This is a genomic window from Bradyrhizobium sp. CCBAU 51765, from assembly GCF_015291725.1.
In the GTDB taxonomy this organism is placed as follows: Bacteria; Pseudomonadota; Alphaproteobacteria; order Rhizobiales; family Xanthobacteraceae; genus Bradyrhizobium; species Bradyrhizobium liaoningense.
Genome location: NZ_CP030038.1, coordinates 6,182,486 through 6,199,337, shown reverse-complemented (window position 1 = coordinate 6,199,337; position 16,852 = coordinate 6,182,486). Strand labels below are relative to the sequence as shown.

The 16,852-nt window shown below is 63.4% G+C and carries 15 protein-coding genes; 13 read left to right on the top strand and 2 right to left on the bottom strand.

The window, feature by feature from the left end; all coding sequences use genetic code 11:
* Positions 1-50 precede the first annotated feature (50 nt).
* From XH96_RS29260 to XH96_RS29250, 3 genes are read left to right on the top strand one after another with little or no spacing between them, the layout of a single operon-like run.
* Entirely contained in the window at positions 51-2,804 is a 2,754-nt protein-coding gene (locus XH96_RS29260) for a decarboxylase (RefSeq protein WP_194389047.1), read from the top strand.
* Positions 2,805-2,823: 19 nt separating this feature from the next.
* A complete protein-coding gene (locus XH96_RS29255) occupies positions 2,824-4,524 on the top strand; it encodes an aspartate:alanine exchanger family transporter (protein ID WP_194389046.1) in 1,701 nt (566 codons plus the stop codon).
* A 14-nt stretch (positions 4,525-4,538) separates the two neighbouring features.
* Positions 4,539-4,973 (top strand): hypothetical protein, encoded by a 435-nt coding sequence (locus XH96_RS29250; protein ID WP_194389045.1) that lies wholly within the window; start codon positions 4,539-4,541, stop codon positions 4,971-4,973.
* 42 nt (positions 4,974-5,015) lie between these two features.
* Here XH96_RS29250 and ppk2 read toward each other — a convergent pair whose 3' ends face one another.
* Together ppk2 and XH96_RS29240 are read right to left on the bottom strand one after the other, a co-directional pair.
* Positions 5,016-5,816, bottom strand: coding sequence for a polyphosphate kinase 2 (gene ppk2 / locus XH96_RS29245; protein ID WP_194389044.1), 801 nt, complete (start codon positions 5,814-5,816; stop codon positions 5,016-5,018).
* Between the two features lie 17 nt (positions 5,817-5,833).
* A complete protein-coding gene (locus XH96_RS29240) occupies positions 5,834-6,286 on the bottom strand; it encodes a hypothetical protein (RefSeq protein ID WP_061878349.1) in 453 nt (150 codons plus the stop codon).
* Positions 6,287-6,450: 164 nt separating this feature from the next.
* Here XH96_RS29240 and XH96_RS29235 point away from each other — a divergent pair, with 164 nt between their 5' ends.
* From XH96_RS29235 to XH96_RS29190, 10 genes are all read left to right on the top strand, one after another.
* Positions 6,451-6,876, top strand: coding sequence for a hypothetical protein (locus XH96_RS29235; protein WP_194394311.1), 426 nt, complete (start codon positions 6,451-6,453; stop codon positions 6,874-6,876).
* On the top strand, positions 6,869-8,104 hold the full coding sequence (locus XH96_RS29230) for an HlyD family secretion protein (RefSeq protein WP_194389043.1): 1,236 nt from the start codon (positions 6,869-6,871) through the stop codon (positions 8,102-8,104). Before XH96_RS29235 ends, XH96_RS29230 begins: the two co-directional genes overlap by 8 nt.
* Before the next feature lie 22 nt (positions 8,105-8,126).
* Positions 8,127-8,537 carry a hypothetical protein gene (locus XH96_RS29225; protein ID WP_194389042.1) on the top strand — a complete coding sequence of 137 codons (411 nt, stop codon included), beginning with the start codon at positions 8,127-8,129 and terminating at the stop codon, positions 8,535-8,537.
* Between the two features lie 84 nt (positions 8,538-8,621).
* Positions 8,622-9,404, top strand: a complete 783-nt coding sequence (locus tag XH96_RS29220) for a DUF2092 domain-containing protein (protein WP_194389041.1) — start codon at positions 8,622-8,624, stop codon at positions 9,402-9,404.
* Entirely contained in the window at positions 9,401-9,682 is a 282-nt protein-coding gene (locus XH96_RS29215; protein WP_194389040.1) for a hypothetical protein, read from the top strand. Before XH96_RS29220 ends, XH96_RS29215 begins: the two co-directional genes overlap by 4 nt.
* A 96-nt stretch (positions 9,683-9,778) precedes the next feature.
* Positions 9,779-11,662: a HAMP domain-containing sensor histidine kinase gene (locus XH96_RS29210; protein ID WP_194389039.1), complete on the top strand. Its 1,884-nt coding sequence runs from the start codon at positions 9,779-9,781 to the stop codon at positions 11,660-11,662.
* A gap of 128 nt (positions 11,663-11,790) precedes the next feature.
* The gene (locus XH96_RS29205; RefSeq protein ID WP_194394310.1) at positions 11,791-13,437 is read left to right on the top strand and encodes a DUF3300 domain-containing protein; all 1,647 of its coding nucleotides are present in this window, start codon (positions 11,791-11,793) and stop codon (positions 13,435-13,437) included.
* Complete coding sequence (locus XH96_RS29200) at positions 13,434-14,348, top strand: DUF2950 domain-containing protein (RefSeq protein WP_194389038.1); 915 nt, start codon at positions 13,434-13,436, stop codon at positions 14,346-14,348. Before XH96_RS29205 ends, XH96_RS29200 begins: the two co-directional genes overlap by 4 nt.
* Positions 14,332-14,799, top strand: coding sequence for a hypothetical protein (locus tag XH96_RS29195; protein WP_246789784.1), 468 nt, complete (start codon positions 14,332-14,334; stop codon positions 14,797-14,799). The genes XH96_RS29200 and XH96_RS29195 overlap by 17 nt, the downstream gene beginning before the upstream one ends.
* Before the next feature lie 450 nt (positions 14,800-15,249).
* The gene (locus XH96_RS29190; RefSeq protein WP_194394308.1) at positions 15,250-16,815 is read left to right on the top strand and encodes a beta-(1-6) glucans synthase; all 1,566 of its coding nucleotides are present in this window, start codon (positions 15,250-15,252) and stop codon (positions 16,813-16,815) included.
* Positions 16,816-16,852: the final 37 nt, after the last annotated feature.

Here is a 16,852-nt window from a genome sequence, read left to right as displayed (position 1 = left end):
ACGGTCCATCATCACCTTCCATGCGAACCGATAAGAATCGGGAGATACATATGTCGAAGGACGCCAAGCCCACGCAGAAGCGCATTGATCAGTTCTTTTCGGGGCCCGGTGCACGGGCTGACGATTGGCGTGATCTGGTGGATGCTGCAAAAGCGTGGGCCCGCGGCGGCGACCGCGCGAGATACGATGCGGCGCTGGCCGATCTCTCGGTGACGGAGGAGTTTCACGGCTATCCCGGCCTGCAATTGATGGGGGCGCTACGCGAAGCAGCGGCGGCCGGCGACGGGGCAACATCGCTTGCCCTTGCGACACGGATCACCCAGGCGTTGGCGACGCGATCCTTCCGCCAGCATTCCGGCGACTGGAACGCGAAGGACGAGGGCGACGGCGATGTGCCCGAGCTGGTCCCACCGACCTTCGGTGCGCATACGACGCGCAGGCCCTATTTTGAGACGCTGATCGTCACCGGGCTGTCTCCCGGCCACTGGCCGGCGCTCGCTGCCGAATGGCGCAAGCTGCGGCGCCCGGTCGACGCCTTCGTCTATGAGCCGGTCATCGTCGGCAGCCTCGAAGACGCCTTCTGCGCGACGACGCTCAACCCCAACATCGGCGCCGTCATCATCAACGAGGGGTTTGGCCTGCGCTCGCGGCACAATGCGCCGGTGCTCCGCTCGATCACGGCGTCGGCTGGCCTCAACGACGAGTCCGATGCCTCCGCGCTGCGGCTTGCACAGATCATCAAGCGTGTCAGGCCCGAGCTCGATCTGTACATGATCTCGAATCGCGATGTCGAGGAGCTCGCCGGCAACCCCGAAGCCAGCGTCATCCGCCGCATCTTCTATTCGGTCGAGGAACTGCTTGAGCTGCATCTGTCGATCCTCGAGGGCATCCAGGATCGCTACGACACTCCGTTCTTCGACAACCTCAAGAAATACGCACAACGCCCGATCGGGACGTTCCATGCGCTGCCGATTGCCCGCGGCAAATCCATCTTCAAGTCGGACTGGATCCGCGACATGGGCGAGTTCTACGGCCCCAACCTGTTCCTGGCCGAGAGCAGCGCCACCACCGGCGGCCTCGACAGCATGCTGGAGCCGACCGGCAACATCAAGAAGGCGCAGGAGAAGGCCGCCCGCGCGCTCGGCGCCGACCGCGTCTTCTTCGTGACCAACGGGACCTCGACCTCGAACAAGATGGCGGTGCAGGCGTTGCTCGCGCCGGGCGACATCGCGATCGTCGACCGCAACTGCCACAAATCGCACCACTACGGAATGGTGCTCGCGGGCGCGCAGCCGCTCTATGTCGAAGCCTTCCCGATGACGGAATATTCGATGTACGGCGCCGTGCCGTTGAAGACGATCAAGCAGGCGCTGCTCAGCGCCAGGGCCGACGGCCGGCTCGATCGGGTCAAGATGCTGGACCTCACGAACTGCACCTTCGACGGCCACATCTACAACACCCGGCGGGTCATGGAGGAATGCCTCGCCATCAAGCCCGACCTGATCTTCCTGTGGGACGAAGCCTGGTTCGGCTTCGCGCGGTTCTCGCCGTTCCTGCGCCGGCGCACCGCGATGGGGGCTGCCAACGGGATCGAGGCCTGGATGCATGATCCGAAGTCGGTCGCGGCCTATGAGAAACAACAGGCCGAGCTCGGCAAGAGCCCGTCCGACGAGGTGCTGCTCAAGACGCGGCTGATCCCCGATCCGCGCCAGATCCGGTTGCGCGTCTATCAGACCAACTCGACCCATAAATCGATGTCGGCGATCCGGCAGGGCTCCATGCTCTCGGTCAAGGACGTCGAATTCCACACGGTCGAGCAGCAGTTCAAGGAGGCCGTCTTTACCCATGCCTCCACCAGTCCGAACCAGCAGCTCATCGCCAGCCTCGACATCTCGCGGCGGCAGATGGAGCTGGAGGGCTACGGCCTCGTCGCAAACGCGATGGAAATCGCGCTCGCCATCCGCCATGCCGTCAACAACAACCCGCTGCTCTCGAAGTATTTCCGCATTCTCGGCGCCGACGCCATGGTGCCGGCGCAATACCGCCAGAGCGGCTTCACCGATTATCTCGCAGCGGGCGTCAACTGGGTAAATACGCTGAAGAGCCTGGACGAGGACGAGTTCTGCCTCGATCCGACCCGGATGACGCTGGTGTGCGGCACGGCCGGCTACGACGGCACCCAGTTCAAGGGCATCCTCGCCAGCGAGTACAACATCCAGGTCAACAAGACCTCACGCAACTCGGTGCTGGTCCAGTCCAACATCAACAACACCCGCAGCGACGTCGCGCATCTGATCCGCGTCCTCGCCGAGATCGCGGGCGAGGTCGATCGCGGGCTCGCGCAAGGCGGTGCCAACGCGAAGAAGGCTTTCGAAGCGCGGGTCAAGAGCTTGATGACCGACGTGCCTGACTTGCCGAACTTCTCGCATTTCCACCCGAGCTTCCGCGGCGATGCCGGCACCAGGACGAACGAGGGCGACATCCGCACCGGCTTCTATGCCGCCTATGACGTGGCGGGGTGCGAGCATATCCGCCTCGACGATCCCGAGATCGACCGGCGGCTGAAGGCCGGGCCAGAGCTCGTCTCCGCCAATTTCGTGATCCCGTATCCGCCGGGCTTCCCGATCATGGTGCCGGGCCAGGTCATCACGCAGGAAACCATCGACTTCATGCGCAAGCTCGATGTGAAGGAGATCCATGGCTACGACGCCAAGGAGGGCTTGAAGCTCGTACGCACCGAAGCTCTGGCGAAGATCGGCCGGCCCAGGCCCGCCGCGACGCCGAAGCTCAAGGCCGCGTCATAAGTTCTGGAAGGGGACCAACATGCAGGCATTTTTCCAGTTCCTGCAGCAGTACCCATATCTGCTGCTGTTCTTCGTGGTCGGTCTCGCCGTCTATATCGGCCGCGTCAGCATCAAGGGGTATGGCCTCGGCATGGTCGCCGGTGCCATCGTGGTCGGTGCGGGCCTCTCGGTCTGGGCGTCCAGTTACGGCGTGAAGCTGGAGCTGAACAACTTCGCCAAGAGCCTGTTCTACTATCTGTTCATGTACGGCGTCGGCCTGCGCGTAGGCCCGTCCTTCGTCAACAGCCTGAGAGGCGACGGCATCAAGTTCCTGTTCCTCGCGGTGGTGTCGAGCGTGATCGGCTTGGCGCTGGTGGTGATCGGCGCAAAGCTGTTCGCGCTTCCGCCGGGTGCGGCCGGCGGCATGCTGGCGGGATCGCAGACGATGTCTGCGGCGATCGGTTCGGCCGAGCAGGCCGTCACGTCGGGGGTCGTGAAACTGCCTCCGGGCATGAAGCCCGAGGAGGCCTCCGGCATGATCGCGCTGTCCTACGGGATCACCTATATCTGGGGCACCATCGGCATCATCCTGATCTGCAAATATCTGCCGCGCTGGTGGGGCGTCGATGCCAAGGCCGCCGCGAAGCAGTATGAGCTGGAATTCGGCGTCAAGGACCTCGAAGGCGGCGGCCTGACCGGCTATCGCCAGTTCGGTCTGCGAGCCTACCGCCTGGAAAATCCCGCAACCGTCGGGATGAGCATCGCCAAGTTCCGCGCGATCAATCCGGAATACCGGATCGTCAATGTCGGGCGCAATGGCGAGCCGCAGGGCGCTGATCCCGATCTCGTGCTGCAGAAGGGCGATATCGTCGCGCTGGGCGGCGCGACCGAGCATCTGACCGAGAAGATGGGCCTGATCGGTCCGGAGGTCGCCGATGCCAAGACGCTCGGCATACCTATGGACCAGGCCGAGATCGTCGTCTTCAACAAGGACGTCGTCGGCCGTACCTTCGAATCCTTCCGCGAGACGGCGATCGCCGGTCAGTTGCAGGTGACCAAGGTCGAGCGTGGCGGCGTGCAGATCCCGGCCGGTCTCAAGACCAAGCTGGAACGCATGGACATCGTCTCGGTGGTCGGCCTGAAATCAGCGGTCAACGAGCTCGGCGAGATGTGGGGGCGCATCGCCCGCGCCAACACCTCGACCGACCTGCTGACCCTGTCGATCGGCATGATCATCGGCTTCCTCATCGGCATGGTCGAATTCCCCGCCTTCGGTGCCAAGGTCGGCCTCGGCAACGCCGGCGGCCTGTTGCTGTCCGGCGTGATCGTCTCCTCGATCGTGTCGCGTCTGCGCTTCTTCGGCAATACGCCGAACGCGGCGCGGAACGTGCTCGAGGATCTCGGCCTCGTCGTGTTCGTCGCGATCGTCGGCGTCAACGCCGGCGCAGGCCTGTTGGCCCAGCTCACCGGCGCGCTCGCGCTGAAGATCTTCATCGTCGGCTTCATCGCGTGCACGATCCCGCCATTCATCGTCTGGGCGATCGGATTCCACGTGTTCAAGATCAATCCGGCGGTGCTGATGGGCGGCGTTGCCGGCGCGCGCTCGCATTCCGGCCCGTGCCGCGAGGCCGCGGTCGAGATCCAGAGCTCCGTGCCCTGGATCGGATTCCCGGTCGGCTATGCCGTCTCGGGCATCCTGCTCACCATCTTCGGCTACTTCGCGATGATCCTGGCTCAATAGGGAGAAGACACGTCATGAGAAAACTGACCTTCGCCGCCGTCCTGGTCGCCTCGCTCGCAACCATTGCCAACTTCAGCACGTCGGCGCGTGCCGATACCGGCCAGGTTGCGGTCGTCTTCACCAAGGGTGGCTTCATCGTCGGCGCCGGTGGCGGCGAGGGCGTTCTGCTCTATCGGGGCAAGAAATATCCATTCACGGTGTCGGGCATGAGCGTGGGCCTCACCATCGGGGCGTCGACCACGAAGTTCGTCGGTAGGGCGCTCAATCTGAAGGGGCCGGCGTCCATCGAAGGCTCCTACGCGGTGGGCGGAGCGGGCGGCGCCATTGCTGCAGGAGCCGGCGCCGTGCAGTTGCAGAACGCCAATGGCGTGATCCTTCAGCTCAGCGGTCCCAAGGTCGGCGCGGAAGTGTCGGCTGCCGTTGGCGGGGTCACGATCCGTCTGAAGTGATCGGAACAGGCGACGGGCTGCGTCACCGCAGCCCGCTCGCCTTCAATATCGTTCGGCGACGAAATTCATTCCCTTCAGGCTGGCCTGGTCGTTGTAGCGTCCCTTGTCGGCGCGCTTCGGCAGCTTGATCTTGTCCTTCTTGATGCGCTTGTAGGGGATGGCGCCAAGAATGTGGGCGATGCAGTTCAACCGCGCCCTACGTTTGTCGTCGGAGCGGACGATGTACCAGGGCGCCTCCTTCGTGCTGGTCTTGTCCAGCATCAGGTCCCGCGCCCGCGAATAGTCGTACCACCGCCGAAAGGATTCCAGATCCATCGGACTGAGCTTCCATTGCCGGACCGGGTCGTCGATGCGGGCCTTGAAGCGCCGCTCCTGCTCGTCCATGCCGACCTCGAGCCAGATCTTGATCAGGATGATGCCGCCGTCGATGACGTACTTCTCCATCTGCGGGCATAGCGTGAGGAAGCGCTGGTGATCCGCGGCAGTGCAGAAGCCCATGACGTATTCGACGCCGGCGCGGTTGTACCAGCTCCGGTCGAAGATCACGATCTCGCCGCCGGCCGGAAACCGCTCCATGTAGCGCTGGAAGAACAGCTGCGTCTTCTCGCGGTCGGATGGCGCGGGCAGGGCGACGACCCGGAACACGCGCGGGCTGACCTTCTCGGTCATGGCCTTGATCGTGCCGCCCTTGCCGGCGGCGTCCCGGCCCTCGAACAGGACGATGACGCGGAGCCTGTTTTCCCGCACATAGTCCTGGAGGTGGCACAGCTCGACCTGGAGCTTTTCGAGCTCCTTCTCGTAATCCTTCCGCTTCATCCGCTCCGCAGCTGCGTCCTTGGCCATGCCCATCCTTCCCGTTGCTAATCGTCCCAGGAAATGGTCACGCCGATGTCGCCGGGCATGCCGCCGGGAAAATCGATGATCTGATAGGAGATGCGGTAGCCGCGCGGCTTCAGATAATCGGTCCAGAGCTGGAAGATCTCCTTGGGGATTCCGGTCAGGGTGTTCTCCCACCCTTTTTCCATCTGGTTGATGGCGCGTCCCTTGTCCGTGCACAGCGTGTTGGGAAAGCGGTAGACCTGCACTTCGGTGAGGCCGTTCCGCACCGCACGCTGGATGACGGTCGAGGCGAGCTTGATCTTCTCCTCCTCGCTCTTGCCGGAGGGTTTGCTCAAGCGCTCGATCAGCGCGCGCTTCTCGGCCTCGGCGGCTGCGGCGAGGCGGACATATTCCTCCGCCTTTTCAGCCTCCTTGAGGGCGGCTTCCTTTCGAATTTGGGCGGCGTTGGGGATGAGGTCGTCTAGACCGGGCATGGCTGGCGGCTCCTGATGGTTGTCCAATCAGCATGCCGGAAACGCTAGGGCGGACGGAAAGCGTTCCCTTGATTCAAATCAAGCAAACGAGGGCGTACCCGAACACAGTACCGCACCTGCAGGTTTTTGACCGGGAGAGACGTTTGAGCGATCAGCTTCATCCGATGGCACCGCATCATCTGCCGTTCTACCTGGCGCCGGGCAGCGGGACCGACACGCTGATGGTGGTGATGGGCGTGTTCCTGATCGGGGTCGTGCTCTGGGTCGGTACGCTCTATTGGAAGCTGCACAGCCTGCCCGAGCGGATGGCGCACAAATCGCAAAAATTGCAGTTCGAGTTCGTTGCAGTGCTCGGCCTGATCTCCCTGTTCACGCACATGCACATCTTCTGGATCGCCGGCCTGCTCCTCGCGATGATCGATCTTCCGGATTTCGGCACGCCGCTGCGCAGCATTGCAGGATCCGTCGAGAAGATCGCCGACGCGACGCCGGCCTCTGATGCGGGGGAAGTCCAGGCCGAGGCGGCCGTCGCGCCGCCTCCCGCGGACAGGCAGGGACCCGCCAAGGAGAAGGAGCACAGCCATGCTTGAGCTGCTGATCTGCTCGCTCGTGACGATCCTGCCGGACTATCTCTACCGGCGCTACGCCCAGGGCAAGCGCCTCGGCAAGGAGATCACCCTCTTCTCGGTCTGGCACGAGCTGCGTTGGGGTATCACGGCCTGCCTGATGCTGACGATCTCGTTGATCACGATGATCTTCTATTTCCATCCGGCAACGCCGTCCGCGACGCTGTACTTCCGCACCGTCCCGATCCTTCCCGAGGGCTCGGGCCGTGTCGCCGAGGTCAAGTTCGGGTTCAGCGCGCCCGTGAAGAAGGGAGATGTTCTGTTCACGCTCGACAGCTCGAAGCAGCAGGCTGCGTTCGAGACCGCCAGGCGGAAGGTGGCGGAGGTCGACGCCACCATGCAGACGGCGCAGGTTGATGTAATCAAGGCCGAGGCGCAGATCGCGGAGGCGAAAGCCAACTACCAGCAGGCCAGGGACGAGCTCGAAGTCAAGATCGAGCTCCAGCGCCGCAATCCCGGCATCGTTCCGCAGCGGGATATCGAAAAGCTCCAGGTCCTGGTCGACCAGCGTCAGGCGGGCGTCGATGCCGCAACGGCCGCGAAACAATCCGCATCTCTGCAGGTCTCCGTCCTGCTGCCGGCTCAAAAGGCCAGCGCCGAGGCCGCCCTCGACCAGGCCCGGGTCGATCTCGACAAGACCTTCGTCCGTGCCGGCGTCGACGGGCGGGTCGAGCAGTTTCTGGTTCGCCCCGGCGACGTCGTCAACCAGCTGATGCGTCCGGCCGGCATCCTCATTCCGGAAGAGGCCGGCCGAAAGGTTCTTCAGGCCGGCTTCGGTCAGATCGAGGCGCAGGTGATGAAGACCGGCATGGTCGCGGAAGCGACTTGCATATCGAAGCCCTGGGTCATCATCCCCATGGTGATCACGACCGTGCAGGACTACATCGCAGCCGGACAATTCCGGTCCGGCGAGCAATTGCTCGAAGCGCAGAATGTGGTCCGTCCCGGCACGATCCTGGTGTTCCTGGAGCCGCTCTACAAGGGCGGTCTCGACGGCGTCACACCAGGCTCGAGCTGCGTCGTCAATGCCTACACCAGCAACCACGAGGAGATCTCGGCCAAGGACACCCCGACCAGCCGGAAGATCGCGCTGCACGTCGTGGATGGCGTCGGCCTCGTGCATGCACTGCTGCTGCGGATCCAGGCGCTGTTGCTGCCGATCCAGACGCTCGTGCTGAGCGGCGGGCATTGAGCGACAGAGGAGGAGGGAGCAGATGGGTTTGCGGAGGATGGTCGGGCCAGGTGCGGCACTGGTTTCGCTTGTCGTTACGGCCGTCGGCGCCAACGCGCTCGATCTCGACGGCGCCTGGGTCAGCGATGCCGACAATTGCAACAAGGTGTTCGTGCGCAAGGGGGCTCAGCTCGGTTTCACCGACATGTCTGACGTCTATGGCGGCGGCTTCATCGTCGACGGAGATCAGATCATCGGAAAATTCGCGCGCTGCCGGATCAGGGCGAGGAAAGACGCAGGTCCCAGCGTCAATCTGGTTGCGGCCTGCGCGACCGACATGATGCTCTCCAGCGTCCAGTTCAGCCTGAAGGAGCTGGATGCAAACAGCCTCATCCGGCAGTTCCCGGGCATTGAGGACATGGAGATCCGCTATCACAGGTGCCCAATGCCCTGACGACAAGGTTCGGGAGCATTGACTCATGTCAAGCAAGTAAGCGCGCGGCGCATCTCAATGGCCTTCATCCGAGGAGGATACGCGATGAGATCAACAACCCTTCGTAAGATATTGCCTGGCATCGGTACGGCTCTGCTGCTGGCGGCGACCTCGCCCGCGCATGCCGATGATCCAGCCAAGATCCTGAAATCGATGACGGACTATCTGACCAGCCAGAAGACGATGTCCGCTACGTTCGACAGCGACATCGAGATCATCACGCCTGAACTGCAGAAGATCCAGTTCGCGAGCTCCGGCGAAATCAAGATGAGCCGCCCGGACAAGCTCCGGGTCAGGCGCACCGGCGGTTATGCCGATGTCGAGCTGGTCTATGACGGCAAGCTGATTTCGATCTATGGCAACAATGCCAAGAGCTATGTTCAGGCAGACGCGCCCGGGACCATCGACAAGATGATCGACGCGCTTCAGGCGCGTTCCGGCACCGGGATGCCGGGTGCCGACCTGCTGCTCTCCAACGCGTTCGACGAACTGATGGCCACCGTCATCGAGGGCAAGCATATCGGGCAGGGTGTCGTCGATGGCGTCGAGTGCGAGCATCTTGCGTTCCGCACGCCGGACACGGACTGGCAGATCTGGATCGAGGCCGGGGCCAAGCCCGTGCCGCACAAATACGTCATCACCAGCAAAACACTTGCCGGTGCGCCGCAATACACGCTCAGGATCAAGGATTGGAAGACTGACGCTCTGAACGCCGATGTCTTCGCATTCGTTGCGCCGGCGGGCGCCACCAAGGTCGATCTGGAGGGTGCCGCAATCGCAGAGTTCGACGAGCTTCCCCCTGGTACGCCGACAGGAGCAAAGAAATGATCGCGTTTCGAAAAGTCATCCTGTTTGCCGCAGGGGTAACCGCCTTCAGCATCGGATTGTCCTCGAGTGAAACAAATGGCCTCATCGAAGGAAAGTTCTTTGCCGAGGCCCAGGCGAGGGTCGGGCGCCCCTTGACTCCCATGAGCTACGCCGGTGTTGCCCGGAGAACCACACGCCGCGCGGTCGCCGTAGGAGCGGCGGGAGCTGCCGGTGCCTACTACGGCTCGTCCTGCGTGCAGGTCGTCGATGCCTATGGCCGGGTCGTGACGCGCTGCTGACAAGACCCGCCAGGGCGAGACGCTTCCTTCGTGCGGCCGTGCTCGGATTGTGCTTTGATGAGAGCCGTTCGATCATTGTGGCCGCCGAAAGAGAGCATGAGCGGACGTGTCCCCAATGCTGCAGGCGCCTCGTCCGGCCGGGCCGCGTGTCTTGCCGCTTGCCTGCTCGCCTTTCTGGTCGTCGTCTCCGCGCCGGCGATGGGTGCCGAGCGCAGCGCGCCCAAACGGATCCTGTTGCTGCATTCCTTCGGGCGAGACTTTCGCCCATGGAGCGAATATGCGCTGAGTATCAAGGCCGCGCTGGAGCAGCAGGCGCAGTGGCCGCTCGATGTCCAGGAGCACACCCTGCTGACGGCACGGTTCAACAATCCCGGGCCCGAGGAGCCGTTCGTCAACTATCTCCGCTCACTTTACGCGGGCGTCCCCCCAGATGTTGTTGTTAGCATCGGGGCGCCGGCTGCACGATTTGCCCAGAAATATCGCGATCAGCTTTTTCCCGATACGCCGATGGTTCTGACCGTGGTCGAAGACCGGCTGGTGAACCGCTCGGACCTGACCGACAACGACACTGTGATCTCCGTCCGGAACGACTTCACGGCTACCTTCAACGGTGTCCTCAAGGTCCTGCCGGAGACGAAGACGATCGCTGTCGTGATCGGCGCCTCTCGCCTGGAAAAGTTCTGGCTCGACGAGATCAAGCGCGAGACGGCACCTTTCGAAGGGCGCCTGGCCTTCGTCTGGTACAATGAACTGTCGTTCGACGAGATTCTGAAGAGAGCATCGGTGCTTCCGCCGCACACGGTTCTGTTCTGGGGCTTGATGTCGGTCGACGGGGCCGGCATTGTCCATGAAAGCGATCTTGCGCTACGCAGTCTTCGCGCCGTCGCCAATGCTCCGATATTTTCCTACCAGGAGCCGTTTTTCAACGGCTATACGGTCGGCGGCCCGATGCATTCGATCGGTGCGACCACCACGAAGACGGTCGATGCCGTGATCCGCATCCTGGCCGGCGAGAGACCAGGCACGATGAAGTTCGAGCCCCTCCAGTTGGGACCTCCGAAATACGATTGGCGTGAAATGCAGCGCTGGGGCATCAGCGAGAGCGACCTGCCCGCGGGAAGCGAAGTTCTGTTTCGGCAGGCGGGCCTTTGGGAGACGTACCGCTGGCAGATCGCAATGCTCGCCACCGTCATCCTGATCCAGGCGGGACTGATCGGCGGCCTGCTTTACGAGCGACGCCGGCGGCTCGTGGCCGAGGTCGAGTCCCGGCAGCGTCTTGCGGAGCTGGCCCACGTCAACCGGTACGCGGCGGCGGGCGAGCTGACCACGTCGATTGCCCACGAGCTGAATCAGCCGTTGGGATCGATCCTGACGAACGCCGAGACGGCGGAGCTGATGTTGAAGAGCGAGTCGCCCAATCTGGTGGAAATCGGAGAAATTCTCGCCGATATCCGGCGCGACGACCAGCGGGCCAGCGAGGTGATCCGCAGACTGCGCAGCATCCTGAAGAAGACGCCGTTCGAGATCGCCAATATCGACCTCAACGACACGGTGGGCGAGGCGATCAGGCTGATGTCCGCCGTCAGCGATGGGCGCCGAATTGCCCTGAAATTTGCGCCATCCGTCAGCGTGCTGCGGGTCAAGGGCGATCCCATTCAGCTTCAGCAGGTCATTCTCAACCTGATCATCAACGCGATCGACGCGATCTCGCAGGCCGATGCGACTGAGCGGGAGATCAATGTGGCAACGGCCCAGTCCGATGCGTTTGCGGAGATCCGGATCGGCGACAGCGGGCCGGGAATTGCTCCCGCAGACGTGAAGAATATCTTCAACCCGTTCTTCAGCACCAAGCCGCAAGGCCTCGGCATGGGCCTTGCCATCGTCAGGACCATCGTCGAAGCCCACGGCGGCAAGATCGCTGCCGAGAACCAGCCATCGCGCGGTGCGCTGTTCACGATCCGGCTGCCCATCGTGCATTGACCGTCGGTCGCCGAACCGTCAACGGGCGCATCGCAGCACATCGCATGCGCGTGGTTTCCTTGATCTTTGTCAACGAAGGCCGGCTTGGTGCACCGATGCTGACACTTGCCTCGACGATGGAGGATGCGATGTTTCGTAGCGGCAAGACCCTGATTGCGCTCATGCTGTTTATGGCGACACCCCTCGCAACGTTCGCGCAGACGTCCGACAAGCCAGCGGCCCCGGCGATGCAGCCGGCGAGCCCGGCCGCGCCGTCCGCGGAACTGCTGAAGCCCGAGCAGATCGAGGCGCTCGTGGCACCGATCGCGCTTTACCCGGACGATCTGCTCGCAAACGTGCTGGCCGCCTCCACCTACCCACTGGAGGTGGTGCAGGCAGACCGATGGCTCAAGGAGCGCAAGTCACTGAAGGGCGATGCATTGAGGACCGAGGTCGACAAGCAGTCCTGGGACGACAGTGTCAAGGCGCTCGCGAGCACGGCGGACGTTCTCGCCATGATGAGCGACAAGATCGATTGGACCAAGAATCTGGGCGATGCGTTCCTTGCCCAGCAGCCGGACGTGATGGACGCGATCCAGCGCCTGCGCACCAAGGCGTATGACAACAAGAAGCTTGTTACGACGAAGCAGCAGAAGGTCAGCGTTCAAACCCAGGAGAACAAGCAGGTCGTCGTGATTCAGTCGGCGGATCCCGAAGCGATCTACGTGCCGTATTATGACCCGGCAACGGTCTACGGAACGTGGCCTTACGCAGAATATCCTCCCTACTACTTCGGATATCCGTCGTATATCGGCGCCGGCGTAATCGCCGCGGGTCTCGCGTTCGGTACGGCCTGGGCGATCGGACGCTGGGGCAATTATTGGGGAGGCGGCTGCAATTGGGGCAACCGCAACGTCTACGTCAATCACCGGGCCACCAACATCAACGCCGGCTGGCAGCACAATCCGACACATCGCCAGGGCGTGCGCTACAACAATGCCAACGTGTCGCAGCGTTTCGGCAACAACAATATCAAGGCCGGCGCGTCGGACCGGATGGATTTCCGCGGCCGCGATGGCAATCAGGTGCTGCGTCCCAGTCAGGGTGCTGGAGATCGCGCGGGTGACCGTGCGGGCGATCGCGGCGATCGTCAGGGAGCAGGGGATCGCGCCGGAGCCGGTACGCGAGATCGTCCGGGCGGCGGCGATCGCGCGGGCGCAAGCGATCGTGCCAAAGGTGCCGGCGATCGTGTCAAGGGTGGCGGCGATCGCGCAAAGGCGGCGAGCCGCGCCGGTGGCGGTGCGGCAAGCCGCGGCGGTGGTGGCAATCGTGGCGGCGCGATGAACGTCTCGTCTGGGCGATCGGCGGCCGCGGCGTCCGCGCGCGGTCGATCCAGCATGGCGAGCATGCCGCGCGGCGGAGGCGGACCGAGCATGGCCGGCCGTGGTGGCGGCGGAATGTCGATGGGGGGCGGCGGCGGCTTCCGCGGCGGAGGCGGAGGAGGCGGCCGCGGTGGTGGCGGCGGCCGGCGCTCCGATGTCGCGCTGAAGCATGATGTCGTCCTGCTCGGCCATCTCGGCAATGGGCTCGGCTACTATCGCTTCAGCTATATCGGCAGCGACAAGGCCTATGTCGGCGTCATGGCGCAGGAGGTCGAGCAAATCATGCCGAACGCCGTCATGCGCGGCAGCGACGGGTATCTGCGGGTCCATTACGAGAAGCTCGGCCTGAAATTCCGCACCTACCGCGACTGGCTCGCCGCCGGCGCGACGATCCCGGCGGAGGTGACGCCATGATCGGTCTGAAATCTTGTCGTCGCGCTGTTTTGCCGGGCGTCATGGCGCTCGCGCTGATGTGCACCGCGAGCCTGGCACAGCAATCCTACCGGACGCCCGAGGAGGCGGGGTCCGCGCTCGCCGCCGCGGTCAAGAGCGGTCCGCGTGAGATCCTGAAGGTCCTCGGCAGATCGGCGGCCGACATCGTCTCGTCCGGAGACGAGGTCGCCGATGCCGATATCCGTGCACGCTTCGTCTCCATGTATGATGCCAGGCATGCGATCAAGGCGGAGGGCAACAAGAAGGCCACGCTGATGCTCGGACCCGAGGACTTCCCGTTCCCGATTCCGCTCGTCAACACCAGAACGGGCTGGGAGTTCGACACCGACGAGGGGCGCATTGAGGTGCTTCGTCGCCGTATCGGCCGCAACGAGCTCGATGCGATCCAGACTTGTCTCGCCTATGTCGATGCCCAGAACGAATATGCCGACAAGGATCGCGGCGAGGGCGCAGGCGTCTACGCGCAACGCATTGTCTCCACGGCCGGCAAGAAGGATGGGTTGTTCTGGTGGGACGACAGCGACCCGAGCCCGCTCGGCGCGCTGGCGGCACAGGCCTCGGCCGAAGGCTACAAGGCTGGTGACAGGCCGGCTCCGTATCACGGCTATTACTTCCGTATCCTCAGAGGGCAGGGGTCTGATGCACCGGGCGGCGCGCTCAACTACGTGGTCAAGGGCAAGATGATCGGTGGCTTCGCGTTGATCGCCTGGCCCGCGGAGTACGGAAATTCCGGCGTCATGACCTTCCTGGTCAATCACGCCGGCACCGTCTACCAGAAGGACCTCGGCAGGCGGACGGAGTTCGTCGCGCAGCGCACCACGCTGTTCGATCCCGACCAGACCTGGAAGAAAGTCGATGCTGCGAGGCCTTGACGATATGCGCCCTGCACGGCGGGCGTTCGTCATTCGCCTGGCGGCGCTGGCGCTGCTGGCAGTTTCAGTGCCGGTGACGCCTTCGCTTGCCCAGGCATCCGGCCAGGTGCGGGTCAAGATCGTGAAGGCGGGCCTGCTGGTCGGTGGTGGTGCCGGCAGCGGCGTTCTGACCTATCGGGGCCGCAACTATCCGTTCCGCATGACTGGCGTCAGCCTGGGCATCACCGCCGGCGCGACGGTCGGTCGGCTCGATGGCTGGGCGTCAGGAATTCGCCACATCGGCGACTTCGCCGGCACTTACAGTTCTGTCGGTGGCGGCGCCGCTCTGGTCGGCGGCGTCAATGGCGTCCATCTCCGGAACGACAAGGGCGTCACGATGGTGCTGCAGGGACCCAAGGCTGGGGTGGAATTCGCCGCCAATCTCAGCCGCATCACGATCTCGCTGAGATGAGGAGCCGCCGTGCGAGGGCCTTATGGGGGCCCATATCCATACGATCCGGCCCCGGTCTACTATCCTTGGGACCTTACTATGCACCGTATGGGCCCATCCATGACGGGCCGCGCGTCGCCGCACCGGAATTGGCATGAACGAACCGGCTTGTGGAAACGTGAGCGATCCTATAATTCCTTCGGGAGCGACCGTCGAACAAGTTCAATTGCATGATCCCCTTGCTTCTCATGCAGTCGCGATCGCAGGCGCGCACTTGAAGCAATGTGGCGCGTCCGCGACATCGCGGCAGGTGAAAAGCGGCACCTCACGTGTGATCAGTTGGTCTATCCTCGGAAAGCAAGCTGGTTCTCCAGGCTGTTGTTCTCGCCAAGCGAGGAAGCCAGTCACGTCGCGCCTGCCGGAAGACCGCGGGACGCTGTCCGCGTTTCGCTCGCGCTCTTCCTGATATCGCTGGGCGCCATCGCCGGCGTGTGGTGGTGGTTGGGGACTCCAGTCCATCTGGTGCGCGCACCCATCGATCCGAACGACAAGGTCCAGTGCATCTCATACGCTCCATTCCGCAACCATCAGACGTCGCTTTCGCCTGCGACGCAGGTATCGCGTGAGCAGATCGCGGAGGATCTTGCCCAGCTGGCGGAGATAACCGACTGCATCCGTACCTATGCGAACGATCTTGGTCTCGACCAGATCCCCGAACTTGCGGCCAAAGCGGGCCTGAAGGTCATCCAGGGCATTTTCCTCGACAAGGACCAGCAGAAGAACCGAACGCAGATTTCGACGGCGGTACGCCTCGCCAGGGAATATCCCGAGACCGTGATCGCGCTCGTGGTCGGAAACGAGACGCTGCTGCGCAAGGACATAACTGTATCCGATCTCGCCGACACGATCCGCTCGGTGAAGGCGCAGGTCAGTGTCCCCGTGACCTATGCCGACGTCTGGGAATTCTGGCTGAGCAATCGTGAGCTCTATGATGTCGTCGATTTCGTCACGATTCATATCCTGCCCTATTGGGAGAACGTGCCGATCCCGGCGGAATCCGCTGTTGCGCACGCTGACGCAATACGCCGACAGGTCGCGGCGGCTTTTCCGGGTAAGGAAATCCTGATCGGAGAAATAGGTTGGCCGAGCCAGGGACGGATGCGGGAATCGGCGTTGCCGTCCCCTGTCAATCAGGCTCGGGTGGTCTCGGAGGTCCTCGACCTTGCCCGACGCGAGCATTTCCGCGTCAACCTGTTCGAGGCCTATGACGAATCCTGGAAGCGGGAGATCGAGGGCACGGTCGGCGGATCATGGGGCCTGTTCGGAGGCGAGGAGCGCGTGCTCAAATATCCTGCCGGCATCCCCGTCAGCAACTTTCCGCTCTGGAAGCTGCAAATGTGCAGTGGAATTGCGCTGGCGACGCTGGTCTTCGGCGCGGCGTGGTTGACCTCGCGTCGTAAGCCCGGGCGCGCTGGCCTGGCTTCATGGTTTGGGGTCGCAATATCGGCGACCACAGCCGGAATCCTGTTTGGCGTGGCCGCCCAGAAGGTGTTCTTTGAAAGTATCGGAATGGGTGGCTGGCTCTTGTGGAGCTCTCTGCTGGTGGCCGCCACGGTTTCGCCGGTGCTCGGCGCCAACGCCCTGATATGGGGGCGCCCACTGCCCAGTTGTCAGGAATTGCTCGGCCCCAAAGGCTATCGGACGGAGTCGATGCTCGTGACCATGCACGGGTTGGCCCTGATCGGAACGGCCGTGATCGGTACGGCCACCGCGCTCGGGCTTGTGTTCGACCCGCGCTTTATCGACTTTCCTTTTGCGGCTCTCACCATGGCGGCGTTACCGCTCGCGGCCGTGACGCTGCTCAATCCGCCCGGGAAGGGAAGCCGTCCTGTGGCGGAGACGTTGTTTGCGGGCGTGTTTGTCGGAGCGGCGGTCTACGTAGGGTTCAACGAGGGGCCGGCGAACTGGCAGGCGATATGGACTTGCGCCGCCTATCTCCTGCTTGCCGCGACGCTGTGGCGGGTGCGGGCCTCTTGATCGCCATCAAGGTCGCCTCGGAGCCGGAGCACGCGAT

What these genes read in the sequence shown, in the direction of transcription:
- XH96_RS29260 (WP_194389047.1), top strand. Translation starts at nt 51, where the DNA reads ATGTCGAAGGACGCCAAGCCCACGCAGAAGCGCATTGATCAGTTCTTT.
- XH96_RS29255 (WP_194389046.1), top strand. Translation starts at nt 2,824, where the DNA reads ATGCAGGCATTTTTCCAGTTCCTGCAGCAGTACCCATATCTGCTGCTG.
- XH96_RS29250 (WP_194389045.1), top strand. Translation starts at nt 4,539, where the DNA reads ATGAGAAAACTGACCTTCGCCGCCGTCCTGGTCGCCTCGCTCGCAACC.
- ppk2 (WP_194389044.1), bottom strand. Translation starts at nt 5,816, where the DNA reads ATGGCCAAGGACGCAGCTGCGGAGCGGATGAAGCGGAAGGATTACGAG.
- XH96_RS29240 (WP_061878349.1), bottom strand. Translation starts at nt 6,286, where the DNA reads ATGCCCGGTCTAGACGACCTCATCCCCAACGCCGCCCAAATTCGAAAG.
- XH96_RS29235 (WP_194394311.1), top strand. Translation starts at nt 6,451, where the DNA reads ATGGCACCGCATCATCTGCCGTTCTACCTGGCGCCGGGCAGCGGGACC.
- XH96_RS29230 (WP_194389043.1), top strand. Translation starts at nt 6,869, where the DNA reads ATGCTTGAGCTGCTGATCTGCTCGCTCGTGACGATCCTGCCGGACTAT.
- XH96_RS29225 (WP_194389042.1), top strand. Translation starts at nt 8,127, where the DNA reads ATGGGTTTGCGGAGGATGGTCGGGCCAGGTGCGGCACTGGTTTCGCTT.
- XH96_RS29220 (WP_194389041.1), top strand. Translation starts at nt 8,622, where the DNA reads ATGAGATCAACAACCCTTCGTAAGATATTGCCTGGCATCGGTACGGCT.
- XH96_RS29215 (WP_194389040.1), top strand. Translation starts at nt 9,401, where the DNA reads ATGATCGCGTTTCGAAAAGTCATCCTGTTTGCCGCAGGGGTAACCGCC.
- XH96_RS29210 (WP_194389039.1), top strand. Translation starts at nt 9,779, where the DNA reads ATGAGCGGACGTGTCCCCAATGCTGCAGGCGCCTCGTCCGGCCGGGCC.
- XH96_RS29205 (WP_194394310.1), top strand. Translation starts at nt 11,791, where the DNA reads ATGTTTCGTAGCGGCAAGACCCTGATTGCGCTCATGCTGTTTATGGCG.
- XH96_RS29200 (WP_194389038.1), top strand. Translation starts at nt 13,434, where the DNA reads ATGATCGGTCTGAAATCTTGTCGTCGCGCTGTTTTGCCGGGCGTCATG.
- XH96_RS29195 (WP_246789784.1), top strand. Translation starts at nt 14,332, where the DNA reads ATGCTGCGAGGCCTTGACGATATGCGCCCTGCACGGCGGGCGTTCGTC.